The sequence below is a fragment of the Candidatus Pelagibacter sp. genome, assembly GCF_052048095.1.
Taxonomy (GTDB): Bacteria; Pseudomonadota; Alphaproteobacteria; order Pelagibacterales; family Pelagibacteraceae; genus Pelagibacter.
This window is the reverse complement of sequence record NZ_JBNAKG010000001.1, coordinates 34,476-59,688: the sequence shown is the minus strand read 5'-3', so window position 1 is coordinate 59,688 and position 25,213 is coordinate 34,476. Positions and strand designations below refer to the sequence as shown.

At 29.9% G+C, this 25,213-nt stretch carries 22 protein-coding genes, 2 tRNA genes and 1 rRNA gene; 19 read left to right on the top strand and 6 right to left on the bottom strand.

Annotated features, from left to right (window positions below; genetic code table 11):
• Positions 1 to 2: 2 nt before the first annotated feature.
• Complete coding sequence (locus tag ACTT9P_RS00290) at positions 3 to 968, top strand: complex I NDUFA9 subunit family protein (protein WP_440908699.1); 966 nt, start codon at positions 3 to 5, stop codon at positions 966 to 968.
• 5 nt (positions 969 to 973) lie between these two features.
• On the opposite strand, the gene ACTT9P_RS00285 is transcribed toward ACTT9P_RS00290, so the two are convergent.
• A complete protein-coding gene (locus tag ACTT9P_RS00285; protein ID WP_440908698.1) occupies positions 974 to 1,468 on the bottom strand; it encodes a GcrA family cell cycle regulator in 495 nt (164 codons plus the stop codon).
• Positions 1,469 to 1,606: 138 nt separating this feature from the next.
• Here ACTT9P_RS00285 and ACTT9P_RS00280 point away from each other — a divergent pair, with 138 nt between their 5' ends.
• Positions 1,607 to 2,770 carry an aspartate aminotransferase family protein gene (locus tag ACTT9P_RS00280; RefSeq protein ID WP_440908697.1) on the top strand — a complete coding sequence of 388 codons (1,164 nt, stop codon included), beginning with the start codon at positions 1,607 to 1,609 and terminating at the stop codon, positions 2,768 to 2,770.
• Positions 2,770 to 3,699 carry an ornithine carbamoyltransferase gene (gene argF / locus ACTT9P_RS00275; RefSeq protein ID WP_440908696.1) on the top strand — a complete coding sequence of 310 codons (930 nt, stop codon included), beginning with the start codon at positions 2,770 to 2,772 and terminating at the stop codon, positions 3,697 to 3,699. Before ACTT9P_RS00280 ends, argF begins: the two co-directional genes overlap by 1 nt.
• Here the strand turns inward: argF and ACTT9P_RS00270 are convergent.
• The gene (locus tag ACTT9P_RS00270; RefSeq protein ID WP_440908695.1) at positions 3,691 to 4,230 is read right to left on the bottom strand and encodes a c-type cytochrome; all 540 of its coding nucleotides are present in this window, start codon (positions 4,228 to 4,230) and stop codon (positions 3,691 to 3,693) included. The genes argF and ACTT9P_RS00270 overlap by 9 nt on opposite strands.
• 92 nt (positions 4,231 to 4,322) lie before the next feature.
• Between ACTT9P_RS00270 and kdsB the strand changes: the two genes are divergently transcribed.
• The 5 genes from kdsB (at position 4,323) to recR (ending at position 8,631) form a co-directional block, all read left to right on the top strand.
• On the top strand, positions 4,323 to 5,057 hold the full coding sequence (kdsB, locus tag ACTT9P_RS00265) for a 3-deoxy-manno-octulosonate cytidylyltransferase (protein ID WP_440908694.1): 735 nt from the start codon (positions 4,323 to 4,325) through the stop codon (positions 5,055 to 5,057).
• Between the two features lies 1 nt (position 5,058).
• Positions 5,059 to 5,892: a prephenate dehydratase domain-containing protein gene (locus ACTT9P_RS00260; protein ID WP_440908693.1), complete on the top strand. Its 834-nt coding sequence runs from the start codon at positions 5,059 to 5,061 to the stop codon at positions 5,890 to 5,892.
• A gap of 136 nt (positions 5,893 to 6,028) precedes the next feature.
• A complete protein-coding gene (dnaX, locus tag ACTT9P_RS00255; protein ID WP_440908692.1) occupies positions 6,029 to 7,693 on the top strand; it encodes a DNA polymerase III subunit gamma/tau in 1,665 nt (554 codons plus the stop codon).
• On the top strand, positions 7,693 to 8,010 hold the full coding sequence (locus tag ACTT9P_RS00250; protein ID WP_440908691.1) for a YbaB/EbfC family nucleoid-associated protein: 318 nt from the start codon (positions 7,693 to 7,695) through the stop codon (positions 8,008 to 8,010). Before dnaX ends, ACTT9P_RS00250 begins: the two co-directional genes overlap by 1 nt.
• Positions 8,011 to 8,013: 3 nt before the next feature.
• Positions 8,014 to 8,631, top strand: coding sequence for a recombination mediator RecR (gene recR / locus ACTT9P_RS00245; protein ID WP_440908690.1), 618 nt, complete (start codon positions 8,014 to 8,016; stop codon positions 8,629 to 8,631).
• On the opposite strand, the gene ACTT9P_RS00240 is transcribed toward recR, so the two are convergent.
• Positions 8,618 to 10,780 (bottom strand): malate synthase G, encoded by a 2,163-nt coding sequence (locus tag ACTT9P_RS00240; protein WP_440908689.1) that lies wholly within the window; start codon positions 10,778 to 10,780, stop codon positions 8,618 to 8,620. The two genes, recR and ACTT9P_RS00240, sit on opposite strands and share 14 nt — an antisense overlap.
• Before the next feature lie 95 nt (positions 10,781 to 10,875).
• On the opposite strand from ACTT9P_RS00240, the gene ACTT9P_RS00235 reads away from it, so the two are divergent.
• Positions 10,876 to 11,991 carry an acetyl-CoA carboxylase carboxyltransferase subunit alpha gene (locus tag ACTT9P_RS00235; protein ID WP_440908688.1) on the top strand — a complete coding sequence of 372 codons (1,116 nt, stop codon included), beginning with the start codon at positions 10,876 to 10,878 and terminating at the stop codon, positions 11,989 to 11,991.
• Here ACTT9P_RS00235 and secA read toward each other — a convergent pair.
• The gene (gene secA / locus ACTT9P_RS00230) at positions 11,986 to 14,544 is read right to left on the bottom strand and encodes a preprotein translocase subunit SecA (RefSeq protein ID WP_440908687.1); all 2,559 of its coding nucleotides are present in this window, start codon (positions 14,542 to 14,544) and stop codon (positions 11,986 to 11,988) included. The genes ACTT9P_RS00235 and secA overlap by 6 nt on opposite strands.
• Positions 14,545 to 14,609: 65 nt before the next feature.
• Between secA and argJ the strand changes: the two genes are divergently transcribed.
• Complete coding sequence (gene argJ / locus ACTT9P_RS00225) at positions 14,610 to 15,911, top strand: bifunctional glutamate N-acetyltransferase/amino-acid acetyltransferase ArgJ (RefSeq protein WP_440908686.1); 1,302 nt, start codon at positions 14,610 to 14,612, stop codon at positions 15,909 to 15,911.
• Positions 15,912 to 15,951: 40 nt separating this feature from the next.
• The gene (locus ACTT9P_RS00220) at positions 15,952 to 16,377 is read left to right on the top strand and encodes a DUF1178 family protein (protein WP_440908685.1); all 426 of its coding nucleotides are present in this window, start codon (positions 15,952 to 15,954) and stop codon (positions 16,375 to 16,377) included.
• Here ACTT9P_RS00220 and ubiG read toward each other — a convergent pair.
• On the bottom strand, positions 16,374 to 17,096 hold the full coding sequence (gene ubiG / locus ACTT9P_RS00215; protein WP_440908684.1) for a bifunctional 2-polyprenyl-6-hydroxyphenol methylase/3-demethylubiquinol 3-O-methyltransferase UbiG: 723 nt from the start codon (positions 17,094 to 17,096) through the stop codon (positions 16,374 to 16,376). The genes ACTT9P_RS00220 and ubiG overlap by 4 nt on opposite strands.
• 74 nt (positions 17,097 to 17,170) lie before the next feature.
• Here ubiG and ACTT9P_RS00210 point away from each other — a divergent pair, with 74 nt between their 5' ends.
• From ACTT9P_RS00210 to ACTT9P_RS00190, 5 genes are read left to right on the top strand one after another with little or no spacing between them, the layout of a single operon-like run.
• Positions 17,171 to 18,388 (top strand): aspartate kinase, encoded by a 1,218-nt coding sequence (locus ACTT9P_RS00210; RefSeq protein WP_440908683.1) that lies wholly within the window; start codon positions 17,171 to 17,173, stop codon positions 18,386 to 18,388.
• A 6-nt stretch (positions 18,389 to 18,394) separates the two neighbouring features.
• Complete coding sequence (ispG, locus tag ACTT9P_RS00205) at positions 18,395 to 19,495, top strand: flavodoxin-dependent (E)-4-hydroxy-3-methylbut-2-enyl-diphosphate synthase (RefSeq protein WP_440908682.1); 1,101 nt, start codon at positions 18,395 to 18,397, stop codon at positions 19,493 to 19,495.
• 3 nt (positions 19,496 to 19,498) lie between these two features.
• Positions 19,499 to 20,572 carry a peptide chain release factor 1 gene (prfA, locus tag ACTT9P_RS00200; protein WP_440908681.1) on the top strand — a complete coding sequence of 358 codons (1,074 nt, stop codon included), beginning with the start codon at positions 19,499 to 19,501 and terminating at the stop codon, positions 20,570 to 20,572.
• Positions 20,573 to 20,576: 4 nt separating this feature from the next.
• Positions 20,577 to 21,422, top strand: coding sequence for a peptide chain release factor N(5)-glutamine methyltransferase (gene prmC / locus ACTT9P_RS00195; protein ID WP_440908680.1), 846 nt, complete (start codon positions 20,577 to 20,579; stop codon positions 21,420 to 21,422).
• A 5-nt stretch (positions 21,423 to 21,427) separates the two neighbouring features.
• Positions 21,428 to 21,835 (top strand): DUF4167 domain-containing protein, encoded by a 408-nt coding sequence (locus ACTT9P_RS00190; RefSeq protein ID WP_440908679.1) that lies wholly within the window; start codon positions 21,428 to 21,430, stop codon positions 21,833 to 21,835.
• Here ACTT9P_RS00190 and ACTT9P_RS00185 read toward each other — a convergent pair whose 3' ends face one another.
• On the bottom strand, positions 21,836 to 23,146 hold the full coding sequence (locus tag ACTT9P_RS00185; protein WP_440908678.1) for a LysM peptidoglycan-binding domain-containing M23 family metallopeptidase: 1,311 nt from the start codon (positions 23,144 to 23,146) through the stop codon (positions 21,836 to 21,838).
• Between the two features lie 301 nt (positions 23,147 to 23,447).
• Between ACTT9P_RS00185 and ACTT9P_RS00180 the strand changes: the two genes are divergently transcribed.
• From ACTT9P_RS00180 to ACTT9P_RS00170, 3 genes are all read left to right on the top strand, one after another.
• Positions 23,448 to 24,922: ribosomal RNA gene (locus ACTT9P_RS00180) — 16S ribosomal RNA — on the top strand.
• A gap of 100 nt (positions 24,923 to 25,022) precedes the next feature.
• Positions 25,023 to 25,099 (top strand) — tRNA-Ile (locus tag ACTT9P_RS00175).
• A 10-nt stretch (positions 25,100 to 25,109) separates the two neighbouring features.
• Positions 25,110 to 25,185 (top strand) — tRNA-Ala (locus ACTT9P_RS00170).
• Positions 25,186 to 25,213 lie beyond the last annotated feature (28 nt).

Sequence of the window (25,213 nt, the reverse complement as noted above, 5' to 3'; positions counted from 1 at the left end):
ATATGAAAGCAAAAAATTGTCTAATTTTTGGCGGTACAGGCCAAATTGGAACTAGTTTAATCAGAAAATTAGTTAAAAATAATTATAAAGTAACTGTTGTTACTCGTAATTTACATCAAAAAGGAAATTTTGTTAAAACCCAAGCTAATGCTGGATATATTGATATTGTGGAAGCTAATCCTTTTGACGAAGAGGTTTTAAATAAACTTTTTCAAAAAGCAGATATTTGTATAAACCTTGTAGGCATTCTTTACGAGTCAGGAAAGAATAATACTTTTAAAAATATTCATACAAATTTTCCAGCTGTTTTATCAAAGCTAGCAAACTTACATAATCTTGAACAATTTATTCATGTTTCTGCTCTTGGTATTGATGAGGCAGAAACATCTGTATATGCAAAAAGTAAAGTTGAAGGAGAAAAAAAAATTAAAGAAAATTTTCCAAGAGCTTTAATACTAAGGCCTTCGATAGTTTATTCAGTTGATGATAATTTTACTACTCTATTTATGACACTAATAAATAGACTGCCTATTTTTCCAATTTATTACAATGGGGCGACAAAATTCATGCCAATTCACTGTTCGGACTTAACCGATATAATTCAGCATTCTATAGAAAAAGAAATAAATTCTAAAATAGTCCAATGTGTTGGTCCAGAAACATTGACATTTAAAGAATTAGTTCAAACTTTAATGAACTTAATTGATAAAAAAAGATTATTGATACCAATGCCTCTTTTCTTTGCAAAAATTATTGCAAGTGCGATGGAAATTTTACCAAAGCCATTACTAACTAGAGATCAACTTAACTTATTAAATTTTGATAATATAAGTTCAGGAAGTTATGACACTAACTCAAGTATTGGAGTGCCAAGTAAAAAATTGTTTTCAGAAGAAGTTAAAAAATACTGCTATATGTGGAGAGATGGTGGTCAATTTTCTACAGAAAAATATGAGAGCAGTGAATAAAAGTTTTAACTATTTTGAACTTTTTTCTCTATAAATTCTGGTACTTCTTCTTCTTTATTAATAAATTCTTCTTTTTTACCTTTAGGTTGGTAAGCATATAAAAGATGAAGTTTACAATAAGAAAAATCTTTTAAAGAAGTCCTGCCGCAAAAATAAAAATCTTTTTCATCAGGATGACCAATTGGCCATTTACATGAAGTTTCTGTGAGTTCTTCTAAGTGTTTTGGGTTTTCTGGTTCAAAGTCTTTTTCAATTATTAAGCTTTTGAATTTGCTTCTTCTGTTTCTTTTTTGGCCCGCATTATCGGGAATTAAATTATTTTTAAATGACGAGTTAACAGAGTTTTTTGTTTTAATTTTTGCTGAAAGATTTAGTCTATGAGCTTTACCAATTACTGCATTACGACTTACGCCACCAATGATTTCAGCAATTTGACTTGCAGTATTACCTTTTCCCCACAATTCTTTTAATTTTTCAACTTTTTCTGTCGTCCAGCTCATGTTCTATATATGGTATAAAATTTATATATACACACCATATAAAGACATATAATAAAAATGAACAAGGTATTTGTTAAAGTTATTAACAATATTAAATACAATCAAAAATTGTATATAAGATAATTTTAAAATTAATTTATGAGCAATTTAGTAAAAAATTATAACAGAAAAAAAATTTCATTTATTAAAGGAAAAGGTTCTTACTTGTTTTCTAAAGATGGAAAAAAGTATTTAGATTTTGTTCAGGGTATTGCAGTTAACTCTTTAGGTCATGCGAATTCAAAATTAATACAAACATTAAATAATCAAGCCAAAAAAGTTTGGCATGTTTCTAATGCATTTATAATTCCTGAAGGAGAGTTATTGGCAAAAAAATTAGCTAAAAAAACATTTGCTGATTATGTAATGTTTCAAAACTCAGGAGCGGAAGCCACAGAAGCAGCTATAAAATGCGCTAGAAGATATTTCTATTCAATTGGAAAGCCTCAAAAAAATAGAATTTTGTGTGTGAAAAATTCATTTCATGGCAGGACAATTGCCGCAATACATGCAAGCGGATCAAAAAAAATGACAGAAGGCTTTGGTCCAAAAGTCAACGGATTTGACCACTTTATATTTGGAGACCACAAATCTTTTAAAAAGAAGATAACAAAAAATACAGCTGCTATTATGGTTGAAACTATTATGGGAGAAGGTGGAATTAAAGTTATACCGGATTGGTGTCTTAAAGAGCTGAGAAAAATTTGTGACAAAAAAGGAATTTTATTAATTTTAGATGAAGTTCAATGTGGAATTGGAAGAACTGGCGATTTTTTTGCATTTGAAAAATCAAAAGTAAAACCTGATATTGTTCCAATAGCAAAAGGAATTGGAGGAGGTTTTCCAATAGGAGCAGTTTTAATGAACAAGAAAGTAGCATCTGCTATGACAGCAGGAACACATGGTACAACATTTGGTGGAAATCCCTTAGCTATGAGTGTGGGAAATAAAGTTTTTGATATTGTCTCTAATAAAAAATTTCTAAATAGTGTTAAAAAAAATTCTCAATATTTTCATAAAAAATTAAGTAATCTAAAAAATAAATATTCTAAAATTATAGATGAGATTAGAGGTAGAGGTTTCTTAATTGGCATAAAATTAAAAGTAGATCAAACTACTTTTATAAAAAAACTAATGGATAATAAGTTGCTCACAATAAGAGCCGCTGAAAATGTAGTAAGAGTTTTGCCGCCATTGAATGTTAGTAAAAAAGAAATAGACGAAGCAATTTCAATCATTGAAAAAGTTTGTAAAAAATTTTAATGCATCATTTCATACATTTAAAAGATATTTCATTAGTTGATTTACGAAAAATTTTAACTGATGCAAAAAAAAGAAAAAAAAATAGAAAGAATTTAAATACATTACAAATTGATAAAGATGCTCCTTTAAGAGGAAAATTCTTAATTCAAATGTTTGAAAAGTCTAGTTTAAGAACCAGATTAAGTTTTAATTTAGCGATTAAACAACTTGGAGGTGGAACAATTACACTTAGACCTAATGAATTACATTTGGGGCAGGGTGGCGAAAGTTTAGAGGATACTGCAAAAATTTTATCCACTTATGGAGATGGATTTATGCTTAGAACTGATGATGACAAAAAAATTGATGAATTTGCAAAGTATTCTCGAATTCCTGTTATAAATGGACTAAGTCCTTCTTCACATCCAACACAAATTTTATCAGATATTTTTACTATAGAAGAATTAACCAAAAAAAATATTTCAAATTTAAAAATAAGTTGGGTTGGAGATTCAAATAATGTTTTGAATAGTTTAATTGCATCTTCAGTGAAATTTAATTTTGAATTATCTATTGGATGTCCTAAAAATTATACTCCCAAAAAAAATATCATGAGATGGGTAAAAAAATTTAAAAATAAAATTTCAATTTATAACAATGCAATTGACGCAATAAGAGATGCTGATGTAATCTTTTCTGATAAAGTTATATCGCTCAATGATAAAGTGAATAAAAGCAAAAAACTAAAATCTTTTCAAAAATTTAAAATCACAAGTTCACTAATAAAAAATGCAAAAAAAAATTATATTTTTCTTCATTGTTTACCTAGAGGAAACGAAGTTGAGGAAAAAGTTTTTCAAAGTAAGAATTCACAAGTATGGTTACAAGCACTGAATCGAATTCATGTGCAAAAGAGTATCTTATTATATTGTTTTGGTAAATTAAGGTAACGGAAGAGGGTTATCAGAATTTTCGTTTAAATATTTTATTACAGAGGCTCTATCAGCTTCTTTTCTTAGACCCGCATAGGCCATTTTAGTTCCTTTAATATGTTTTGCTGGTTTAATTAAAAAACCATTTAGTTCTTCAAAAGTCCAATCTTTTTCATAAGCTATTAGTGCTTTAGAATATTTGTAGTCCTCTACTGCCCCAACTTTTCTTCCAACAACATTATAAAGCGCTGGTCCAATTTTATGTTTGCCACCTTTGTTTATTGAATGACAGGCAGCACATTTTTTAAATATTTTTTCTCCACTAGCAACATCGCCTAAAGCCATTAGCGCAGCTATATCTACAACCTTTTCAACGACATCTTTAGTTGATGCAGATCCACTTGATACCTGTTCAACTTCAACCGCATAACCTGGTTTCTCTGGCTTTTCTACATAAAATATCATGTCAGATACTTTACCGATACCTATCACTAGTAGTGCTACTAAAAGTACTGCAGCTATAATTTTGTTAAGTTCGAATGAATCCATTTTTATATAATCAAAAGTACGTATAACATGTAATAAAAAAAATAAACTTAATTTAACTGGTCAATTTTGCCCCTGTTATATTCATTTGAAGTATGAAAACTCTAATAATAATACCATCAAGAATGTCAGCTACGCGTCTCCCAGGGAAACCGCTTCTTAAAATTAATAATCTATCAATAATTTCTACAGTATTTAAAAAAGCAACAGAAGCAAATATAGGTGATGTTATTGTTGCAACAGAGGATAAAGAAATTCTAGATGACGTAAAAAATAATGGAGGAAATGCAATATTAACTGACAAAGGTCATAAAACTGGAACAGATAGAATATTTCAAGCGTTGAAAAAACATGGAGATGATAAGATTGATTTTATAATGAATATTCAAGGTGATGAACCAATGATTAATATCGAAGATATTAAAAATTTGAATAAGAAAATGATTGAACAAGAGGCAAACATGGGAACTTTAGCATCAGAAGTTAATCAAGATAGCTATTATGATAACCCTAATGTTGTCAAAGTAAAAACAAGCGAACTTTTAGATTTTCAAAATTTTCCAATGGCAATTAATTTTCAAAGAAAAATTTCAATGATTAAAAAAAATATTTATCATCACATTGGAGTTTATTGTTATTCAAAAGATATTTTAGAGAAATTTGTAAATTTAGAACAAACAGATAATGAGAAAAAAAATAAACTAGAACAATTAAGAGCCTTAGATAATGAAATAAATATTAATGTGGCGCTAGCAAAATTTAGTCCAATAGGTGTAGATACTATGGAAGATTATCTGGCTATAAAAAAAATTATGGAATATAAAAATTAAAATGAAAAAAATATATTTTCAAGGCACTTATGGTGCATATTCTCATATAGCATCACAGAATATTGATCCTAAGGCAAAAGCAATACCGTGCAAAACTTTTGATGAATGTTTTGAAAAAGGAATTTTAGATCCTGATTCAAGAATTGTTGTACCTGAATCAAATAGGATTACAGGTAATATCGGAATTGAATATTTAATTTTTAAATACAGATTAAATATATATGCAGAATATTTTCAAAAAATTGAACATAATTTATTAGGAACAGAAGACTCAGATATTTCGGTAATAAAAGATGTGTACTCGCACGCACAAGCTCTTTCCCAGTGCTCAAATTTTATAAAAGAAAAAAATTTTACTGAGCACGTCAGAGCAGATACAGCAGGTTCAGCAGAAATGGTTGCAAAACAAAAAGATAAAACTAAGGCTGCGATAGCATCTCTTTTGAGTGCTGAAACTTATGGACTAAAAGTATTAAAAAAAAATATTGAGAATGAAAGTGGAAATCTAACAAGATTTTTAGTTATGGGAAAAAATGTTTATCAACCTGAATTTAAAGAGAAAAAATATATAACTTCTTTTTTATTTAAATTAAAAAGCAAACCTGCCGCTCTTTATCAATCATTAGGCGGTTTTGCAATTAACGGTGTTAATTTGACAAAATTACAAAGTTACCCTGAGAAGAATACTTTTGACTCATATTTTTTTCTTTGTGACCTAGATGGACACATAGAAGATACCAAGGTCCAGAAATCTCTAGAGGAACTAGGATTACATTGTGAAGATTTTCACGTCTTAGGTGTTTTTGAAGCAGACAATTCTAGAATTAAAAAATAAAGTTTTCTTGAGGAAAATAATTTTTTACTGTTATAATACTTGTGGAGGCTAGAGGTGGGTGCTGCTTGAACCCGACCAGATCTTAACGGAAGCAGTCGTAGAGACAGTTATTCAGGTTCTAGTCTCCTAAAATTTTATGAATAAAAACAATAAAGTATTAGCTTTAAAATATAGACCTTCAACATTTGATCAACTAATTGGTCAGGATGTTGTTGTGCAAACTATAACTAATTCAATTAAATCAAATAAAGTTCCGAATGCTTATTTATTCACAGGTATCAGAGGAATTGGAAAAACTACAACAGCAAGAATTGTTGCAAAAGCTTTGAACTGTAAAAATGGAATTGAAAATATTTGCAAAGAAACTCTTTGTGAAAATTGTGAAGCTATATCTAATTCAAATCATATAGATGTCTTAGAGATGGACGCCGCAAGTAAAACAGGAGTTGACGACGTACGTGACCTTATTGAATTCTCAAGGTATGGACCTACTTCTTCAAAATATAAAATTTTTATAATCGATGAAGTTCATATGCTTAGTAAACAAGCATTTAATGCATTATTAAAAACTTTAGAAGAACCACCAGAGTATTTAAAATTTATATTTGCCACAACTGAAATAAAAAAAATCCCAATTACAGTAGTTTCAAGATGTCAAAGATTTGACCTATCAAGAATTAAATCTACAGAACTTTTTGAATTTTTAAAAGATGTGTCAGCAAAAGAAAATGGTAAGATTACCGACGATGCCTTGAAATTGATTGTTAAAATCTCTGAAGGTTCCGTACGAGATGCCTTATCATTGCTAGATAGAGGATTGTTATCCAACTTGGACAATGAGGAATTAAATTTAAATAAAGCTCAAAAAATTTTTGGTTTTTTTGATAAATCAAAATTAATTGAATTATTTAGATTTATATTGGAAGGTAGTGAAGCCAAAACATTAGAACTATATAGACACATTTATGACCAAGGTGTTGATCCAAAAGTTTTTATAAATGATTTTCTAGAATTACTATATTATTTGAAGAATATTGAGTTTTTGACAGTCGAAAGTACTAACTTCACGCTTAATGATGAAGAATACAATGAGATTAAAAAAATATCTGAAAATGTAGACAAAAAATCATTAATATTATTTTGGCAGTTTACAATTAAAACTCTTGGGGAACTTGATATTGTATCTAATCAAAATGTTTCAATAGAGATGTTTTTGTTAAGACTAATTTATTTACAAGATTTAAAAGAAGAAAAAAGTATTAATGAACCAGCTAAACCTCAAAAAAGTGATGATAATATAAAAAAACCTGAGCTATCAGATGAAGAAATAGGTTCCAATAAAACTATAAATCAAATTAAAAATATTTCTCAACTAAACGAGATTGTACCAGAAAAAGAAAAAAAATCTGAACCAGTTGGCATTAATAAATTAAATATAAATTCGTTAGAAGATTTAATTGAAGTATGTAACGAAAAAAAAGAAATTAAACTTAAATATGAATTAGAGAATAATGTAAATTTAGTTAAATTTGAAAATTTAAGAATTGAAATCTCTTTTAATGAAAAATTAGACAAAAACTTTATTAAAGATTTAACTTTTAAACTTAATGAATGGACGGGTAGTAGATGGATCATAACATTGAGTAAAGCTATCGGTGAGATATCATTAAAAGAAAAATTACAAAAAATTAAAATTGATGAAATTGAAAATTTCAAAAAAACAAAATTATATTCAAATCTCAAAGAAAAATTTCCAGATATTAAATTGATAGATATTAAAAAAATAAGCAAGGAAGACTGATGACAGATTTTACAAAAATTCTTGATAAAGCTAAAGAACTAGAGGCTAAGATGAAAGAAAGCCAAGAAAAAATTAAAAATATCAAAGTTGAAGGTGTTTCTGGCTCAAACTCTGTAAAAGTAACTTTAGATGGTGAAGGAGAAATGAGCAAAATTGAAATTTCTGATGAAATTCTAAAAGAGGATAAAGGTATAATTGAAGATTTAATAGTAGCAGCACATAATAATGCAAAATCAGAATTAAAGACCAAAACTAACGAAGAAATATCTAAAGCAGCAGGTGGCTTTAATATTCCAGGTTTTAAATGGCCATTGTAATTAATGCAAAATAACAATGAAATTGATGAATTAATAAAGGTAATATCCAGATTACCTGGCCTAGGTCCAAAATCAGCTAAACGAATTGTTTTAAAATTAATTAATAACAAAGATGAATTAATAAAACCAATGGCGAAGGCACTAGCAGACGTTTATAAAAATATAGCAAGATGTAAAATTTGTGGCATTCTAAAATCAACTTCAATTGAATGTAATTTTAACGATTGTCAAATAATTGATCAAAAATATGACAAGGTTTGTGTAGTTGAAAATATTTCAGATCAATGGAGCATTGAAAGCTCAAGTATATTTAAAGGCTACTTTCATATATTAGGTGGCACCATTTCTTCTGCTGGACAAAAAAAGGATGATCTATTGATCAATTCTTTAGTTGAGCGTGTAAAAAAATCGAAAATTGAAGAAGTAATTTTGGCAACAAGTGCAACAGTCGAAGGTCAAACTACTGCATATTACATTCAAGACAGCTTAAAAAATACAGGTGTTAAAATAACTAAATTAGCACAAGGATTACCAGTAGGTGGTGAAATTGAAAGTTTAGATGATGGAACTTTGTACTCTGCTTTTAAATATAGATCTGATCTAAATTCTAGTTCTGACTAGCTTTTTTTAGTATTCTATTTTCGTGAAGAAGTGGCTCTGTATATCCAGAAGGTTGATCGGTTCCTTTGAAAACTAAATCGCAAGCTGTTTTAAATGCAATTGAACTATCAAAATTATCACTCATTTTTACATATTTTGGATCATTTTTATTTTGATCATCAACAACTTTAGCCATTTGTTTCATAATTTCTGTAACTTGAATTTTTGTTGTTATTCCATGATGTATCCAGTTTGCAATATGCTGAGAAGATATTCTTAAAGTCGCTCTATCTTCCATAAGACCAACATTGTTAATATCAGGAACTTTTGAACATCCCACACCCTGGTCAACCCATCTTACAACATAACCAAGAAGAGTTTGAGCTGAATTTGAAATTTCTGAATTAATTTCATCTACAGACCAATTTGGTCTATCTGCAACAGGTATTGTTAATAGATCATCAAGTTTTGCAGGCTGTCTCTTTGTTAAATCTTTTTGTACATCAAAAATATTTATTTCATGGTAGTGAATTGCATGCAGAGCTGCTGCTGTTGGTGATGGAACCCAAGCACAATTAGCTCCGGCCATTAAATGACCTGTTTTTTGGTCCAACATATCTTTCATTTTATCAGGCATTGCCCACATCCCTTTACCAATTTGAGCTTTTCCAGAAAAGCCACACATCAAACCTATATCTACGTTATTATTCTCGTATGCTTGTATCCACTTAGAGGATTTCATATCTCCTTTTTTAATCATTGGACCAGCTTCCATTGACGTATGCATTTCATCTCCTGTTCGATCTAGAAATCCAGTATTGATGAAGAAAACTCTATTTTTTAAAGTTCTAATACATTCTTTTAAGTTTGAAGAGGTTCTTCTTTCTTCATCCATTATACCGATCTTACAAGTATATTGCTCTAAGCCTAAAACCTCTTCAACTCGTGAAAAAATTTTATCAGTAAAGGCAGTTTCATCTGGTCCATGCATTTTTGGTTTTACAATATAAATGGAACCAGTTCTTGAGTTTCCTTTTCTTTTAAAATCATGAAGTGCTGCAGCTGTAGTAATGAAAGCATCCATTAAACCTTCTGGAATTTCACTATCATCATTTAATAATATAGATGGATTAGTCATTAGATGACCAACATTTCTTACAAGCAATAAACTACGGCCATGTAATTTTAAACCTTTGCCGTCTTTTGAAATATAGCTTCTATTTGGATTTAATTTTCTTTCAAAGGTTTTACCATCTTTTTCAAATTGGCTAATTAAATCACCTTTCATTAAACCCAGCCAATTTCGGTAACACAAAACTTTATCCTCAGCATCAACAGCTGCAACACTATCTTCGTTATCACATATTGTTGATACAGCTGATTCTAAAATTATATCACTAATACCAGCATGATCTTGTTGAGCACTAAATGCTCTTGGGTTTTTAAGAATCTCTATATGAAGATTATTATTCTTCAAAATTATAGCTGAAGGATTATCAGCTTCACCTCTGTGTCCAATAAATTTTACACTGTCTTTTAAAGTTGTAACATCAACACCCTTTAAAAGTTTAAGCTCACCTTTTTGTACTGCAATTCCAGTTATTTTTTTCCAACTAAAGTCTTTTAATGTAAAAAATTTATCTAAAAATTCTCTTCCGTATTTAATTACAAGCTCACCTCTTTCAGGATCATATCTTTGCGATGTGCTATCCTCTGAGTCTTCAATTGCATCTGTTCCATATAAACTGTCGTATAAACTCATCCATCTTGCATTAGCTGCATTAAGCGCATAACGAGCATTCATAATTGGAACAACTAATTGTGGACCAGCTATTGAAGTTATCTCCTCGTCAACATTCTTTGTTTCAATTTTAAAATCAGGTCCTACTTCTTTTAAATAACCAATACTCTTTAAAAAATCTTTATATTCCTCTAAGTTAATTTCATTTCCTTTTCGTGACTTATGCCACTCATTAATTTTTTGCTGTATCTTTTCTCTAATTTTAATCAGATCTTTATTTTTAGGTGCTAAGTCGTGTACAACTTTACTAAATCCACTCCAAAACTTTTCAGGGGAAACTGCGGTATCTTTTAAAAGTTCTTTATCTACAAAATTAAGCAGTTCTTCAGAAACTTTTAAATTTTCAACGTTTTTGTACTTTATTGACATAATATTAACGAACGGTTCATATAAGAATATTAATATTGTTTTCAATCATTTTGTTGCCTTTTTTCACTATTATGTGACTATAATACTTAATAGATATGAAAAATTACTTAAGTTTTGAATCTGATATTAAAAATCTGGAAACTGAGCTCGATAAACTAAAAGATCCTTACAATAAAGAAGAGGGAATTTCTGAGGTCGATACGTCAAAAATATCAAAAACACAAAATGAATTAAATTCTAAATTAAAAGAAATTTATTCTAATTTGGACCCTTGGCAAATAACACTTGTTGCAAGACATGAAGATAGACCAAAATCAAAATATTTTATCGATAATCTATTTGAAGATTTTATTTCGTTATCTGGTGATAGATATTATGGGGAAGATAAATCTGTTTTAGCAGGATTTGCAAAATTTAATGGGAATTCAGTATTAGTAATTGGCCAAGAAAAAGGTGACAATCTTGAAAGTAGAATAGAAAGAAATTTTGGAATGATGCGTCCAGAAGGTTACAGAAAAACAATTAGACTTATGCAATTAGCAAATAAATTTAATATTCCCATCATATCTTTTATAGACACACCAGGTGCATATCCAGGTGTTGGTGCAGAGGAAAGAGGTCAAGCTGAGGCAATTGCTAAGTCAATTGAAAATTGTATGCAGTTAACTGTTCCAACAATTGCAATTGTTATTGGTGAAGGTGGATCAGGTGGTGCGATTGCACTTGCATCATCTAGTAAAGTTATAATGTTAGAAAATGCTATATATTCAGTTATTTCTCCAGAGGGATGTGCAACTATTTTATGGAGAGATCCAAAAAAAATGTTAGATGCTGCAAAAGCTATGAAGTTATCCGCTAAAGACTTACTTGAACTTAAAGTTATAGATGAAATTATTCCTGAGCCAGTTGGAGGAGCGCATCGTGATAAAGATACAATTTTAGAAAATGTAAAAGATAGTATTCAAAAAAATTTGAATATATTTAATCAAATGACACGAGAAGAAATATTTGAGCAAAGAAAATCAAAGTTTTTAAAGATAGGAAGAGACAAGGGTTTCATGGATAATTCAACAGAATTAAGCAGTTTGAATGAAAACAAGGATAATAATGTGAATAATTTATTATCTAATTTAAAGAATTCTAAAAAAATTCAAATTGGTTTAGGTGTTTTAGTGATTTCTGTGATTATTGCACTTGCTTTTATTCTATAGAGCGCCACAACAATTTTTGTATTTTTTACCTGTAGCTTCACATCTATCATTTCTCGATATCTTTTCACCTTTTTTAACAAGCAATAAACATTTAGGGTCATCACTGGTATTTTTTGGTGTTTGTGAGCTTTCATTTGTTTGTCTCACAATTTTTAAATTAAATAATAGTATTAAAAAATCAGTTTTTAATTTTTCAAGTAAATTTTCAAATAATCCAAAAGCTTCTTTCTTATATTCAATTAAAGGGTCTCTTTGACCGTAAGATCTTAGACCTATAACTTGTCTTAGTTGTTCTAAATATTGAATATGAGATTTCCAATTTATATCTACAGATTGTAAAAAAATTCTTTTTTCAATTTCTTTAGCCTGATCTTCTCCGATCTCATTGATCCTCTCATCCCTTGATAAATTAAATTGTTTAATAACTTCGTCTCTTAACTGTTTGTCAGAAAAATTAATAAATTGATTTATTTTTTCTTCATTTATATTTTTTCCAAGTAAACTCTTTAATCTATTTTCAAAATCTATATTTTTAACATCAGTTTTCTTTTTAAATTTGAGCCTAATTAAATCATCAATACTTTCATTCAAAAATTCATCAGAATACTTAAATATATTTTCAGAATTCATTACATCTTTTCTTTGTGAAAAGATGACATATCTTTGGTCATTTAGTACATTATCAAATTTAATTAATGTTTTTCTGATATCAAAGTTTCTTGCCTCTACTTTTTGTTGAGCTCTTTCAAGCGCTTTATTTATCCAGGGATGGTCTATGCTTTCTCCATCTTTAAGTCCAAGTTTTTCAAGAATATTATTCATAGACTCTGAGCCGAAAATTCGCATTAGGTCATCTTCCAAACTTACAAAAAATACTGAGCAACCTTCATCTCCTTGACGACCGGCTCTACCTCTTGCTTGATTATCAACTCTTCTAGACTCCATTCTCTCAGTACCAATAACAAATAGACCACCTAAATTTTTAATTTTTTCTTTTTCAACTTTTAAATTTTCACTAGTGTCAGAGTCTTTTTTTCCACCAAGCTGAATATCAACTCCTCTTCCGGAAATACTTGTTGTGATGATTACAGATTTTTCTTTACCAGCATTTGCTATTATTTCAGCTTCATTTGCGTGATTTTTAGCATTTAAAACTACATGTTTGATTTTCTCTCTATTTAATAATTCAGAATAAATTTCTGATTTATTAATACTTGATGTGAAGACTAATTGAGGTTGACCTTTTTCATAGCATTCTTTGATTTGATTAATAATGGCAACATTTTTTTCTTTTTCAGTTCTAAAAATTTGATCATTAAAATCATTTCTTATCATTGGTTTATTTGTTGGGATTACAATCACATTTAAATCGTATATTTCAAAAAACTCTTGTGATTCAGTTGCTGCAGTTCCAGTGCATCCTGAAATTTTTGAATATAATTTAAAATAATTTTGGTAAGTAATTGATGCTAAAGTTTGATTTTCAGCTTGTATTTCAATTTTTTCTTTAGCCTCTAGCGCTTGATGTAATCCGTCTCCGTATCTTCTTCCTTCTAATATTCTTCCTGTTAGTTCATCGATTATTTTTAAAACGCCATCTTTCACAATGTAATCTTTGCCTTTTTCAAATAAATGATTTGCTCTAAGAGCTTGATTAACGTGATGTACTAAAGTTAAATTCTCAGGATCATAAAAATTATTATTCTTTAATATTCCTGCATTAGAAAATAAATTTTCTACATTAGATATTCCTTTGTTTGTAAGAAGAATATTTTTATCCTTCTCATCAATTTCATAATCATCTTTATTTAATTGCCTAACTAACCGATCTATTGCAAGATATTGGTTTGTTCTATCCTCTGCAGCTCCAGATATTATTAAAGGTGTTCGGGCCTCATCAATTAAACAAGAATCTATTTCATCGACTATTGCAAAATGATGCTCTCTCTGAACCATCTCCTCAGTAGAGAATTTCATGTTGTCTCTTAAGTAATCGAAACCAAGTTCACTATTGGTTGCATAAGTAATGTCACATGCATAATTTTTTTTTCTTTCAAAATCATCTTGATCATTATTTAAATAACCAGAACTAATTCCTAAAAAATTATAAACAAGACCCATTTCAATTGAATCTCTCTTTGCCAAATAATCATTAACTGTAACTATGTGAACACCCTTACCACTTAAAGCATTTAAATATGCCGCAAGTGTAATCGTTAAAGTTTTACCTTCACCAGTTCTCATTTCAGATATTTTTCCTTCATGAAGAACTACACCGCCAATTATTTGGACGTCATAATGTCTTTCACCTCTCGTTCTCTTTGAGGCCTCTCTAACCAAAGCAAAAGCTTCAGGTAATATTTTGTTTAGCTCAATGCCATCATTTAATTTCTGTTTTAATTCTTTTGTTTTTTTTGGAAATTCTTCATCTTTTAAATTGGATATCTCATTTTCAAGCTCATTAATTTTTTTTACAATTAATGAAATCCTTTCTAACTCTTTTTCATTTGTTGATTTAAAGAGTTTTGTTACGAATTTCAGAGGATTTAGCATGAGTTTTTGATTTAATATTTAATATTTAGCACTAATATAATTATTAAATTTATAATTTAAATACAATGGGAATTAATTTTAAAAATCTTTTTTCATCTCAAAAAAATAAGTCTACGATGGGTGATTACCAAAATTTAGACCACATTGATGGCGTAGCGATTTCTACAGTATCAGCAAATTTATATAGTAATTCTAGAGATGATCTAGTGATATTCTATTTTAGAGATGGTGCAAATCATGCATCAGCTTATACCCAATCAACGATTGTATCTGAAAATATAAAATGGAACAAAAATCAAAGAAACGAAAAAGTTTATTCGTTAGTAGTTAACACAAGAAATGCTAATGCATTTACTGGAGTCAAAGGATATCAAAGTATGCAAAAACTTGCGGAATTGATTTCACTTAAATTAACTGAAAAACAAAAAGAAGACGATAATAATCCAATAACCATCTTATCTGAACAAATTTTATTTGGTTGCACAGGAACGATAGGTGAAACATTTCCCTATGAAAAGATAAAAAAAAATATACCAAAATTATTAGATCAAATAAAATACACACAAAATAAATTTATCTGGACAAAAGCTGCTTTAGGCATGATGACTACCGACACAAAGCCAAAATTGGCTATGGAAGAATGTTTTATAGGAAGCTCCAAGGTTAAAATTTATGGAATTGCAAAAGGTTCTGGTATGATTCAACCTAATATGGCAACAACATTATGCTATATTTTTACTGACGCCAAAATCCCTAACGATATTTTAAAAAAATTATTATTAAAAAATATTTCTAACACATTTAATGCCATAACTTGTGATAGTGATACAAGTACAAATGATATGGTTTCAATTTTTGCAACTAACAAAGCAAATAATCAAAAAATAAATAGTATAAGTGATAAAAAAATCTTTGATTTTGATAAAAGTCTAAATCAAGTTTTATTAAATTTAGCTAAAAGAGTTGTTGCTGATGGAGAAGGTGCATCAAAATTTATAACAATAAATGTTAAAAATTGTCATTCAGAAAAAGATGCACGTACGATAGGATTTTCAATTGCAAATTCTCCACTAGTAAAAACAGCTATAGCTGGAGAAGACCCTAATTGGGGAAGGATAGTAATGGCAATAGGAAAATCTGGCATTGAAATAGATTTAACTAAATTGTCTATAAAGTTTGGAGAACACAAGATAGTTGCTAATGGTAAATTAATTGAAAAATATGATGAGAGTATAGTAGGTGATTATATGAAAAATTACGCAATTGAAATTGAGGTTGAGTTAGGAATAGGAAAAAAAAGTTTTACGACATATACGATGGATTTTACTAAAAAATATATTGAAATTAACGCTGACTATAGAAGTTAAAGGGTGTTGAAAAATTGTAAAAAATTTTTATCTAAATAACATGATTAAGTATCAATTACACTGCTTTAAATGTAATTCAGAATTTGAAAGTTGGTTTGCGTCATCTGATAAATATGAAAATTTATTAAAAAAAAAATTACTTACGTGCATCAATTGTGGATCTAATACAGTTAAAAAGTCATTAATGTCTCCTTACATTTCTACAAAAGGAAATAAAACTGCTGGTGATGATTTGAATAAGTCTATTGAAATTAAGAAGAAGCTTAAAGAATATAAAAATTTCGTTGAAAAAAATCTAGATTACGTTGGTGATAATTTTGCATATGAAGCAAGATCGATTCATTATGGAAACAAAAAAAGAAAAAAAGGCATTTTTGGCAAAGCAACTAAAAACGATATTGAAGAACTTGCAGAAGAAGGCATAGAGACTCAAATGATCCCTTGGGTTGAGAATAAAGATAATTAATTTCTTGAATATTTTGATATATAATTAATTGAAGTATCTTTACTTAAACTCCATTTATCTAAAATAGGATTAAATTTAACACCATCTGTTTTAATTAACTTCATGCCGTGACTTGTCAACATATCTTCAAGATCCTTTGGTTTCACAAACTTTTCCCACTCATGTGTTCCGATAGGCAACCATCTCAATACATATTCAGCTCCAATTATTGCAAATAGATAAGATTTGAGAGTTTTATTTAAAGTTGCAACGAACATTAAACTTTTTTTGTTTAGAAGATTTACAGAGGATTTTAAGAATAAATCAACATTTTCTACATGTTCAATGATTTCCATATTTAAAATTACGTCATATTGAGTGTCTTTAATTTTTTCTGGTGAGGTACAAATATATTTTATTTTCAAATTATTTTTTTCAGCATGAATTTTTGCTATTTCAATATTTTTACTTGATGCATCAATTCCCGTAACATCGGCACCAAGTCTACACATTGGTTCAGATAGAAGTCCTCCTCCACAGCCAATATCAAGAATTTTTATACCTTTTAATGGAACGCTGTCAGTATCTTTAAGATTAAATTCCTCAATTATACTCTCTTTTATGTACTTAATTCTAATAGGGTTAAATTTATGTAGAGGTTTAAATTTTCCATTGGTATCCCACCATTCATCAGCCATTTTAGAAAATTTTTCAATCTCTTTTTGATTTATAGTATTCATATATTATAAATTGTTGACATAATACTTTAGATGTATTTTATCAATTAATAAAATTTTAATAATTACTATTTTCAATGAAAACTAAAACAATAGTGCTTAAATTTGGTGGAACTTCTGTTGGGTCAATAGAAAGAATAAAAGCTGTAAGTAAAATAATTCTCTCTTATAAAAAGAAAAATACAAGAGTTGCCGCAATCTCCTCAGCAATGAGCGGGGTAACAAATGATTTGATAAAAAAAACAAAATTAATAAGTAATAATTTTGACTCAGCAGAGTATGATACTTTGGTGTCTACAGGCGAACAAATGGCATGCGCATTAATTGCTGGTAAATTAAAAGCATTAGGTCAAAATTCAAGATCTTGGTTATCATGGCAGTTACCAATCTTAACAGAGGGAAATTATTCAAATTCTAGAATTTCAAATATCAAGACTAAAGAATTAAAAAACTTTATGAATAATGGAGGCATCCCAATAATAACTGGATTTCAGGGAATAAATTCTCAGTTAAGATTAACCACTATAGGCAGAAGTGGATCAGATGCATCGGCAATAATGTTGGCTAAATTTTTAAAAGCTGATGAATGTATTATCTATACCGATGTTGATGGAGTTTATACTACAGATCCTAGAATTAATAAAAAAGCCAAAAAAATAAAAAAAATTTTTTATGATGAGATGCTTGAGATGTCTTCCTTAGGATCAAAAGTTATGCAACCTACGTCAGTTCAAGATGCAAAATTAAACAAAATAGATATAACTGTAAAATCATCTTTCGTTAAAAAAGAAGGTACATTGATTAATGGAAGTAAAAAAATATTTAGCAATCAAATTATAACGGGGATATCATCAACAAAAGATGATGCAAAAATAACTATTATTGGTGTTAAAGACAAACCAGGTGTTGCAGCGGCTATTTTTAAGCCTTTATCTGATAACTCTGTCAATGTTGATATGGTTGTACAAAATATTTCTTTAAATAAAAAAGAAACAGATATTACCTTCACAATTAAATCTGATGATCTAAAAAAAACTGAAAAATTAATTAGAAATAATAAAAAGATACAATACAAGAAAATTTCATTTGATAAAAATTTATCAAAAATTTCTATCATAGGAGTTGGAATGATTACAACTCCAGGAATTACTTATAGAATGTTTAATGCTTTAGCAAAAAAGAAAATTAATATTAATGTTATAACAACCTCAGAAATTAAAATTTCTGTTCTTATTTCAAATAAAGATATCAAAAAAGCAGTGGCTTGTTTACATAAAGAATTTAAATTAGACTAATCATTAATGAGCATCAGACCATTTAGAGAAATTAAGCGTAAAAATACTAAAGTTATCAATGTAGGTGAAGTGAAAGTGGGTGGTTATAATCCTATTTCAGTCCAATCAATGACAAATACATTAACTTCTGATTCTTATTCTACAATTAAACAGATATTAGAAATCCAGGAGGCCGGAGCAGACCTAGTTAGAGTTTCTTGCCCCGATGAAGAATCGACTAAAGCATTAAAAGAGATTAAGAAAGAAACACAAATACCATTGGTTGCAGATATTCATTTTCATTATAAAAGGGCAATAGAAGCTGCGGAAAACGGTGCAAACTGTTTAAGAATTAATCCAGGAAATATTGGTGATGAAAATAAAATTAAAGAAGTAATCAGCGCCGCAGAAAATAATAACTGTTCCATTAGAGTTGGTGTGAATGCTGGTTCATTAGAAAAAGATATACTCGAAAAATTTAAAGAACCATGTCCTGAAGCTCTTGTAGAAAGTGCATTAAGAAATATTCAAATTCTTGAGGATCAAAATTTTGAAAATATGAAAATAAGTGTTAAATCCTCTGATGTATTTTTATCTATAGCAGCTTATGAGCTATTGTCAGAAAAGACCAATTATCCTTTGCATTTAGGTATCACAGAAGCAGGCGGCTTTGTTCCAGGCAGTATAAAATCGTCAATTGGAATTGGAAAATTATTATTAAATGGTATCGGAGATACTATAAGAGTATCACTTTCTGATGATCCAGTTGAAGAAGTAAAAGTTGGCAATGAAATCTTAAAGTCTCTTAATTTAAGAAATAGAGGTGTTAAGATTATATCTTGCCCTTCTTGTGCCAGACAAGCTTTTAAAGTTATTGATACAGTTAAGATTTTAGAACAAAAATTGTCCCATATTAAAGAGCCAGTAACACTGTCTGTAATTGGATGTGTTGTGAATGGACCCGGAGAAGCGTCAATGACTGATGTTGGGATTACTGGTGGAGGAAAAGGTAATAATATGTTGTACCTATCAGGGGTACAATCAGAAAAAATTCTTACAGATGATATTATTTCTAAAGTAGTTCAAGAAGTTGAAAAAAAAGCTTTAGAGATCAAAGATAGAAAATAACTAATGATTCCAAAAAAAAATATTGAAGACTTAATTAATAAACATTCTAAATTAGAAAAAGAACTATCATCTAGCAGTTTAGATACAAAATTATTTGCAGAAAAATCTAAAGAATATTCAGACTTAAATGAAATAATTGATGAGGCTAAAAAATATATTTCATTTGAAAGTGAAAAAGAAGAATTAGTGAAAATTTTGAACGATAAAGAAAGTGATAATGAAATTAAAATAATGGCAGAACAAGAATTAAATGAATTAAACTTTAATTACGAAAACATAGAAAAAAAATTAAAATTATTTTTACTACCTAAAGACGAAGCAGATAAAAAAAACGCAATAATAGAGATAAGAGCTGGGACCGGTGGATTAGAGGCAAGTTTATTTGCTTCTGATTTGTTTAAAATGTATGAAAAAATTTGTCATAAAAAAAAATGGATTTTAGAATTAATTTCTATATCCAAAAGTGAAGCAGGAGGTTTAAAAGAAGTCATTGCCTCTATAAAAGGTACTAATATTTATTCTACATTAAAATATGAAAGTGGTGTTCACAGAGTTCAAAGAGTTCCAGATACTGAGACACAAGGAAGAGTACATACATCTGCCGCTACAGTTGCAGTATTACCAGAAGCTGAAGAAGTAGATCTTAAAATAAATGACTCAGATCTAAGAATAGATGTTTTTAGAGCAGGTGGTCCTGGTGGACAATCAGTTAACACTACTGATAGTGCAGTTAGAATAACACATATACCAACTGGATTATCAGTTTCTCAGCAAGATGAAAAATCTCAGCATAAGAATAAAGCAAAAGGAATGAAAATTTTAAGATCAAGACTTTATGAATTAGAAAGAAATAGAATTGATCAAGAACGATCTAAAGATAGAAAAACTAAAATTGGAACAGGCGATAGGTCAGAAAGAATTAGAACCTATAACTTTCCACAAGGCAGAGTTACTGATCACAGAATTAATTTAACATTGCATAAACTTGAAGAATTTTTAGCAGGAGAAGCCTTTGAAGAAATGATTGAGTCTTTAATTTTACAGGCACAAGAGGAGAGTTTAGTAAACTTAAAATAATAAGATGAATGTAATTCAAGCTTTATCAATGGGTAATGATTTTTTAAGGTCAAATAGTATAAAATCTTATATAATTGATAGTGAGATTTTATTATCAAAAGTGTTAAAGATTGAAAGAAAAGATATCATACTAAATCAAACGACAGAGTTAACAAGTGAAAACATTGATGATTATAAAACTCTTTTAACAAAAAGATCTAAACAAGAACCTATTGTATATTTAACAAACAAAAAAGAATTTTGGAAACATGAGTTTGTAGTAAATAAGAATGTATTAATACCAAGGCCAGAAACAGAATTTATTGTTGAGGAATGTTTAAGGTTAACAAAAAATAAATCTAATTTAAGAATGCTAGATATAGGTATTGGATCGGGATGTATCCTATTGAGTATTTTGTCTGAAAGGAAAGATTTTAAAGGGACAGGTATTGATATAAATAAAAAAGCCATTGAAAATAGTATGCTTAATGCAAAAAAATTATTGCTAGATAAAAGAGTAAAATTAATAAAATCTGATATTGACAATTTTAACAACGGAAAATATGATATAGTAGTTACAAACCCTCCGTATATTAATAACATTGAATATAATAATTTGGATGGTTGTGTAAAAAATTATGAACCTTCTTCAGCTTTAAAAGGTGGTATAGACGGTCTAAAAATTATCAATAAAGTAATAAAAAAATCTGCAGTATTGATAAAAAAACAAGGAAAACTGATTATAGAATTTGCATATAATCAGAAGTTAGGAGTAGAAAAAATACTAAAGGCTAATGGCTTTTTTATTAACAAAGTTATAAAGGATTTTTCTGGTCTCAACAGAACAATTGTATCAACCAAAAAAAATTAAATACTATGGTAACATTTAGAAACAATAATAATAAAAGATCAAATTTTAGAAGAAATGACAGAAATTTTAAATCGAATAATAATGTTGATAGAGTAAAATTTTCTTCTAATTTTTCAAACAATGAAAATTTTCAAAGAAAATCACCAGGGAGAAATAATCATAATGCTCCTAAGCTCATTGAAAAATATAACAATCTAGCTCGAGAAGCTTTGTCGGCTGGTGATAAAATACTTTCTGAAAATTATTTTCAACATGCAGATCATTTTACAAGAATTTTAAACGAGCAGGAATCATTTAAAAAAAAGAAACAATTAGATAAAATAACAGATATATCGACAGCAGTTGATAACGAAGATGTAGAAAAAGATTCTGAGGTATTAGTCAGTTCTGAAACACAAAAAAAGATTGTTTAATTACCCTATAATTTTTTCAGATTTAAGAACATTGAGTTTTATTTTTTCAGTTTCAAAAATTTTTCTCATTTTATCCTTCAATATTTTTCCAGAAGGTAATTTAAGTTTTTGTGAATTAATATGTTTTCCATTTTCAATTACCTCATAATGTAGATGAGGACCTGTAGATTTTCCAGTTGAACCAACAAACCCAATTATTTGACCTTGCTTAACCCTTGTTCCAGTTTTAATACCTGATGCAAATTTTAACATATGTGCATAAATAGTTTGATATGTTGAATTGTGTTTAATTTTTACACAATTTCCTCCACCACCACACCAACCTACTTTTGTAACTCTTCCATCACCAGATGCCATTATTGGAGTTCCTTCTGGCGCAGCAAAATCAGTACCTCTGTGCATTTTATTAAATCCATCAATTGGATGTTTTCTCATTCCAAAAGAAGAAGATAGGCGAGCTCCATTAATCGGAGTTTTCATTAGGAATTTTCTATTACTTTTTCCAGCTTCATCATAATGACCTTCATGATTTTCATAATCAAAGTAGTAAAGAACATTATCTATTCCGCTAAGCTCAAGATTTGCAAACAAAATATTACCTATGTCTCTAACCTTACCTTCTTGATCTACATAGATTTCATACAAAATTTGATATCTATCTTTTTTTCTTATGTCCCTCTGAAAATCAACTTGAAAACCATAAATTCGTGCAAATTCTACAATTAAATTTATAGGAATTTTTTTATCAACAGCAGCTTTGTAAAAACTACTTTGTATTAAGTTTTCTTCATATACAATTTCTTTATCAAGTTTTGAAATTAAAATTTTAGGAATAAAATTATTTTCAACAAAATCTCTAGATAAAGTTATTCTTTTAGTATTGGAAATTTTATATGTAAATTCTTTAATCTTTTTGTTAGGTCTATCTATTAATATCTTTAAAGACTGATTTTGTTTAATGTTATTTAAGTTAGTTTCTTTTTTTAAATTTGAGGCTATTAGTTCTATTTCTTTTTCACTGATATTATAGTTTCTTAAAATACCAGCAAATGTCTCTCCAGATTTTACTAAATGATTTATATCTTGATACTTTGGATCTAAATTTGAAAAAGTATCGCTTATAGTTTTTTGAAAAAAAATATTATTAATTAAATTTTTTTTTTCTAATTTAATTTTTGAGTTTTGATTATTAATGCTAATCGTAATTATTATGACCAAAAAAACTAATGAATTTAGTGAAAATATTTGCCAATTTTTTTGAAAAAATTGAATTGTTTTATTTTTGATTGAATAAAAATTTACTGAAAACATTCAGAGTAACAAATCAAAAAAACCAATAAATTCAATGCTTTTTTAATGTTTTTTTTACTTTTAAAACGCTTGATTTCCCAAAAAATTAGCCTATAAGCATCGAACTTTCTCCAAAACTTATTGTTTTTCAATAAATTTATGAGAATTTGTGAGCTTTTTGTGCTCATTAGTTATTTAAAAAGTTAATATTTTAAGAAGAGAAGTGTGGACGGTTAAGGTTACCAAAATTTGTCGTACACACTTCAACATTATACAAATTTTATTCTTAGAATTTGTATAGAAGCTAGTGTGCGCCGTTTTTAAACTTGAGAGTTTGATCATGGCTCAGAACGTACGCTGGCGGCACGCCTAACACATGCAAGTCGAACGAAGTAGCAATACTTAGTGGCAGACGGGTGAGTAACATGTAGGTATCTGCCCTTTGGCCTGGAATAACACGAGGAAACTTGTGCTAATACCGGATAAGTCTTTACGGAGAAAGCTTTATGCACCATTGGATGAGCCTGCACTTGATTAGTTTGTTGGTAGGGTAATGGCCTACCAAGACTATGATCAATAGCTGATTTGAGAGGATGATCAGCCACATTGGGACTGAGACACGGCCCAAACTCCTACGGGAGGCAGCAGTGGGGAATCTTGCACAATGGAGGAAACTCTGATGCAGCGATGCCGCGTGAGTGAAGAAGGCCCTTGGGTTGTAAAGCTCTTTCGTCGGGGAAGAAAATGACTGTACCCGAATAAGAAGGTCCGGCTAACTTCGTGCCAGCAGCCGCGGTAATACGAAGGGACCTAGCGTAGTTCGGAATTACTGGGCTTAAAGAGTTCGTAGGTGGTTGAAAAAGTTGGTGGTGAAATCCCAGAGCTTAACTCTGGAACTGCCATCAAAACTTTTCAGCTAGAGTATGATAGAGGAAAGCAGAATTTCTAGTGTAGAGGTGAAATTCGTAGATATTAGAAAGAATACCAATTGCGAAGGCAGCTTTCTGGATCATTACTGACACTGAGGAACGAAAGCATGGGTAGCGAAGAGGATTAGATACCCTCGTAGTCCATGCCGTAAACGATGTGTGTTAGACGTTGGAAATTTATTTTCAGTGTCGCAGCGAAAGCGATAAACACACCGCCTGGGGAGTACGACCGCAAGGTTAAAACTCAAATGAATTGACGGGGACCCGCACAAGTAGTGGAGCATGTGGTTTAATTCGAAGATACGCGCAGAACCTTACCAACACTTGACATGTTCGTCGCGACTTTAAGAGATTAAAGTTTTCGGTTCGGCCGGACGAAACACAGGTGCTGCATGGCTGTCGTCAGCTCGTGTCGTGAGATGTTGGGTTAAGTCCCGCAACGAGCGCAACCCTCACTTTTAGTTGCCATCATTAAGTTGGGCACTCTGAAAGAACTGCCAGTGATAAGCTGGAGGAAGGTGGGGATGACGTCAAGTCCTCATGGCCCTTACGTGTTGGGCTACACACGTGCTACAATGGCATCTACAACAGGAAGCAAGACGGCGACGTTAAGCAAATCCTTAAAAGATGCCTCAGTTCGGATTGCACTCTGCAACTCGAGTGCATGAAGCTGGAATTACTAGTAATCGTGGATCAGCGTGCCACGGTGAATGCGTTCCCGGGTCTTGTACACACCGCCCGTCACACCATGGGAGTTGGTTCTACCTTAAGGCAAGGTTTAAAACCCTTGACCACGGTATAGTCAGCGACTGGGGTGAAGTCGTAACAAGGTAGCCGTAGGGGAACCTGCGGCTGGATTACCTCCTTTCTAAGGATGAATGAAAACTCGTTTTCATTCTAAATAATACACAGGTTAATGTTGACCGTCCTCGTTTCTCTTCTTAAAAGTGAGTGTTTCTCTTGAATGGGGGCCGGTAGCTCAGTTGGTTAGAGCACACCCTTGATAAGGGTGGGGTCGAAAGTTCGAGTCTTTCTCGGCCCACCAAAAGATTAAGGGGGGATTAGCTCAGCTGGGAGAGCGCCTGATTTGCATTCAGGAGGTCAGCGGTTCGATCCCGCTATCCTCCACCAAAACACTTAGCTATGTAAAATTGTAAAT

Bases quoted from the DNA above. Each gene is read 5' to 3' on its own strand.
- prmC (WP_440908680.1), top strand. From the start codon at position 20,577: ATGAATGTAATTCAAGCTTTATCAATGGGTAATGATTTTTTAAGGTCA.
- argF (WP_440908696.1), top strand. From the start codon at position 2,770: ATGCATCATTTCATACATTTAAAAGATATTTCATTAGTTGATTTACGA.
- ACTT9P_RS00250 (WP_440908691.1), top strand. From the start codon at position 7,693: ATGACAGATTTTACAAAAATTCTTGATAAAGCTAAAGAACTAGAGGCT.
- argJ (WP_440908686.1), top strand. From the start codon at position 14,610: ATGGGAATTAATTTTAAAAATCTTTTTTCATCTCAAAAAAATAAGTCT.
- ACTT9P_RS00290 (WP_440908699.1), top strand. From the start codon at position 3: ATGAAAGCAAAAAATTGTCTAATTTTTGGCGGTACAGGCCAAATTGGA.
- ACTT9P_RS00220 (WP_440908685.1), top strand. From the start codon at position 15,952: ATGATTAAGTATCAATTACACTGCTTTAAATGTAATTCAGAATTTGAA.
- ACTT9P_RS00240 (WP_440908689.1), bottom strand. From the start codon at position 10,780: ATGTCAATAAAGTACAAAAACGTTGAAAATTTAAAAGTTTCTGAAGAA.
- ACTT9P_RS00270 (WP_440908695.1), bottom strand. From the start codon at position 4,230: ATGGATTCATTCGAACTTAACAAAATTATAGCTGCAGTACTTTTAGTA.
- ACTT9P_RS00280 (WP_440908697.1), top strand. From the start codon at position 1,607: ATGAGCAATTTAGTAAAAAATTATAACAGAAAAAAAATTTCATTTATT.
- ispG (WP_440908682.1), top strand. From the start codon at position 18,395: ATGAGCATCAGACCATTTAGAGAAATTAAGCGTAAAAATACTAAAGTT.
- kdsB (WP_440908694.1), top strand. From the start codon at position 4,323: ATGAAAACTCTAATAATAATACCATCAAGAATGTCAGCTACGCGTCTC.
- dnaX (WP_440908692.1), top strand. From the start codon at position 6,029: ATGAATAAAAACAATAAAGTATTAGCTTTAAAATATAGACCTTCAACA.
- ACTT9P_RS00190 (WP_440908679.1), top strand. From the start codon at position 21,428: ATGGTAACATTTAGAAACAATAATAATAAAAGATCAAATTTTAGAAGA.
- ACTT9P_RS00210 (WP_440908683.1), top strand. From the start codon at position 17,171: ATGAAAACTAAAACAATAGTGCTTAAATTTGGTGGAACTTCTGTTGGG.
- recR (WP_440908690.1), top strand. From the start codon at position 8,014: ATGCAAAATAACAATGAAATTGATGAATTAATAAAGGTAATATCCAGA.
- ACTT9P_RS00185 (WP_440908678.1), bottom strand. From the start codon at position 23,146: ATGTTTTCAGTAAATTTTTATTCAATCAAAAATAAAACAATTCAATTT.
- ACTT9P_RS00260 (WP_440908693.1), top strand. From the start codon at position 5,059: ATGAAAAAAATATATTTTCAAGGCACTTATGGTGCATATTCTCATATA.
- secA (WP_440908687.1), bottom strand. From the start codon at position 14,544: ATGCTAAATCCTCTGAAATTCGTAACAAAACTCTTTAAATCAACAAAT.
- ACTT9P_RS00285 (WP_440908698.1), bottom strand. From the start codon at position 1,468: ATGAGCTGGACGACAGAAAAAGTTGAAAAATTAAAAGAATTGTGGGGA.
- ACTT9P_RS00235 (WP_440908688.1), top strand. From the start codon at position 10,876: ATGAAAAATTACTTAAGTTTTGAATCTGATATTAAAAATCTGGAAACT.
- prfA (WP_440908681.1), top strand. From the start codon at position 19,499: ATGATTCCAAAAAAAAATATTGAAGACTTAATTAATAAACATTCTAAA.
- ubiG (WP_440908684.1), bottom strand. From the start codon at position 17,096: ATGAATACTATAAATCAAAAAGAGATTGAAAAATTTTCTAAAATGGCT.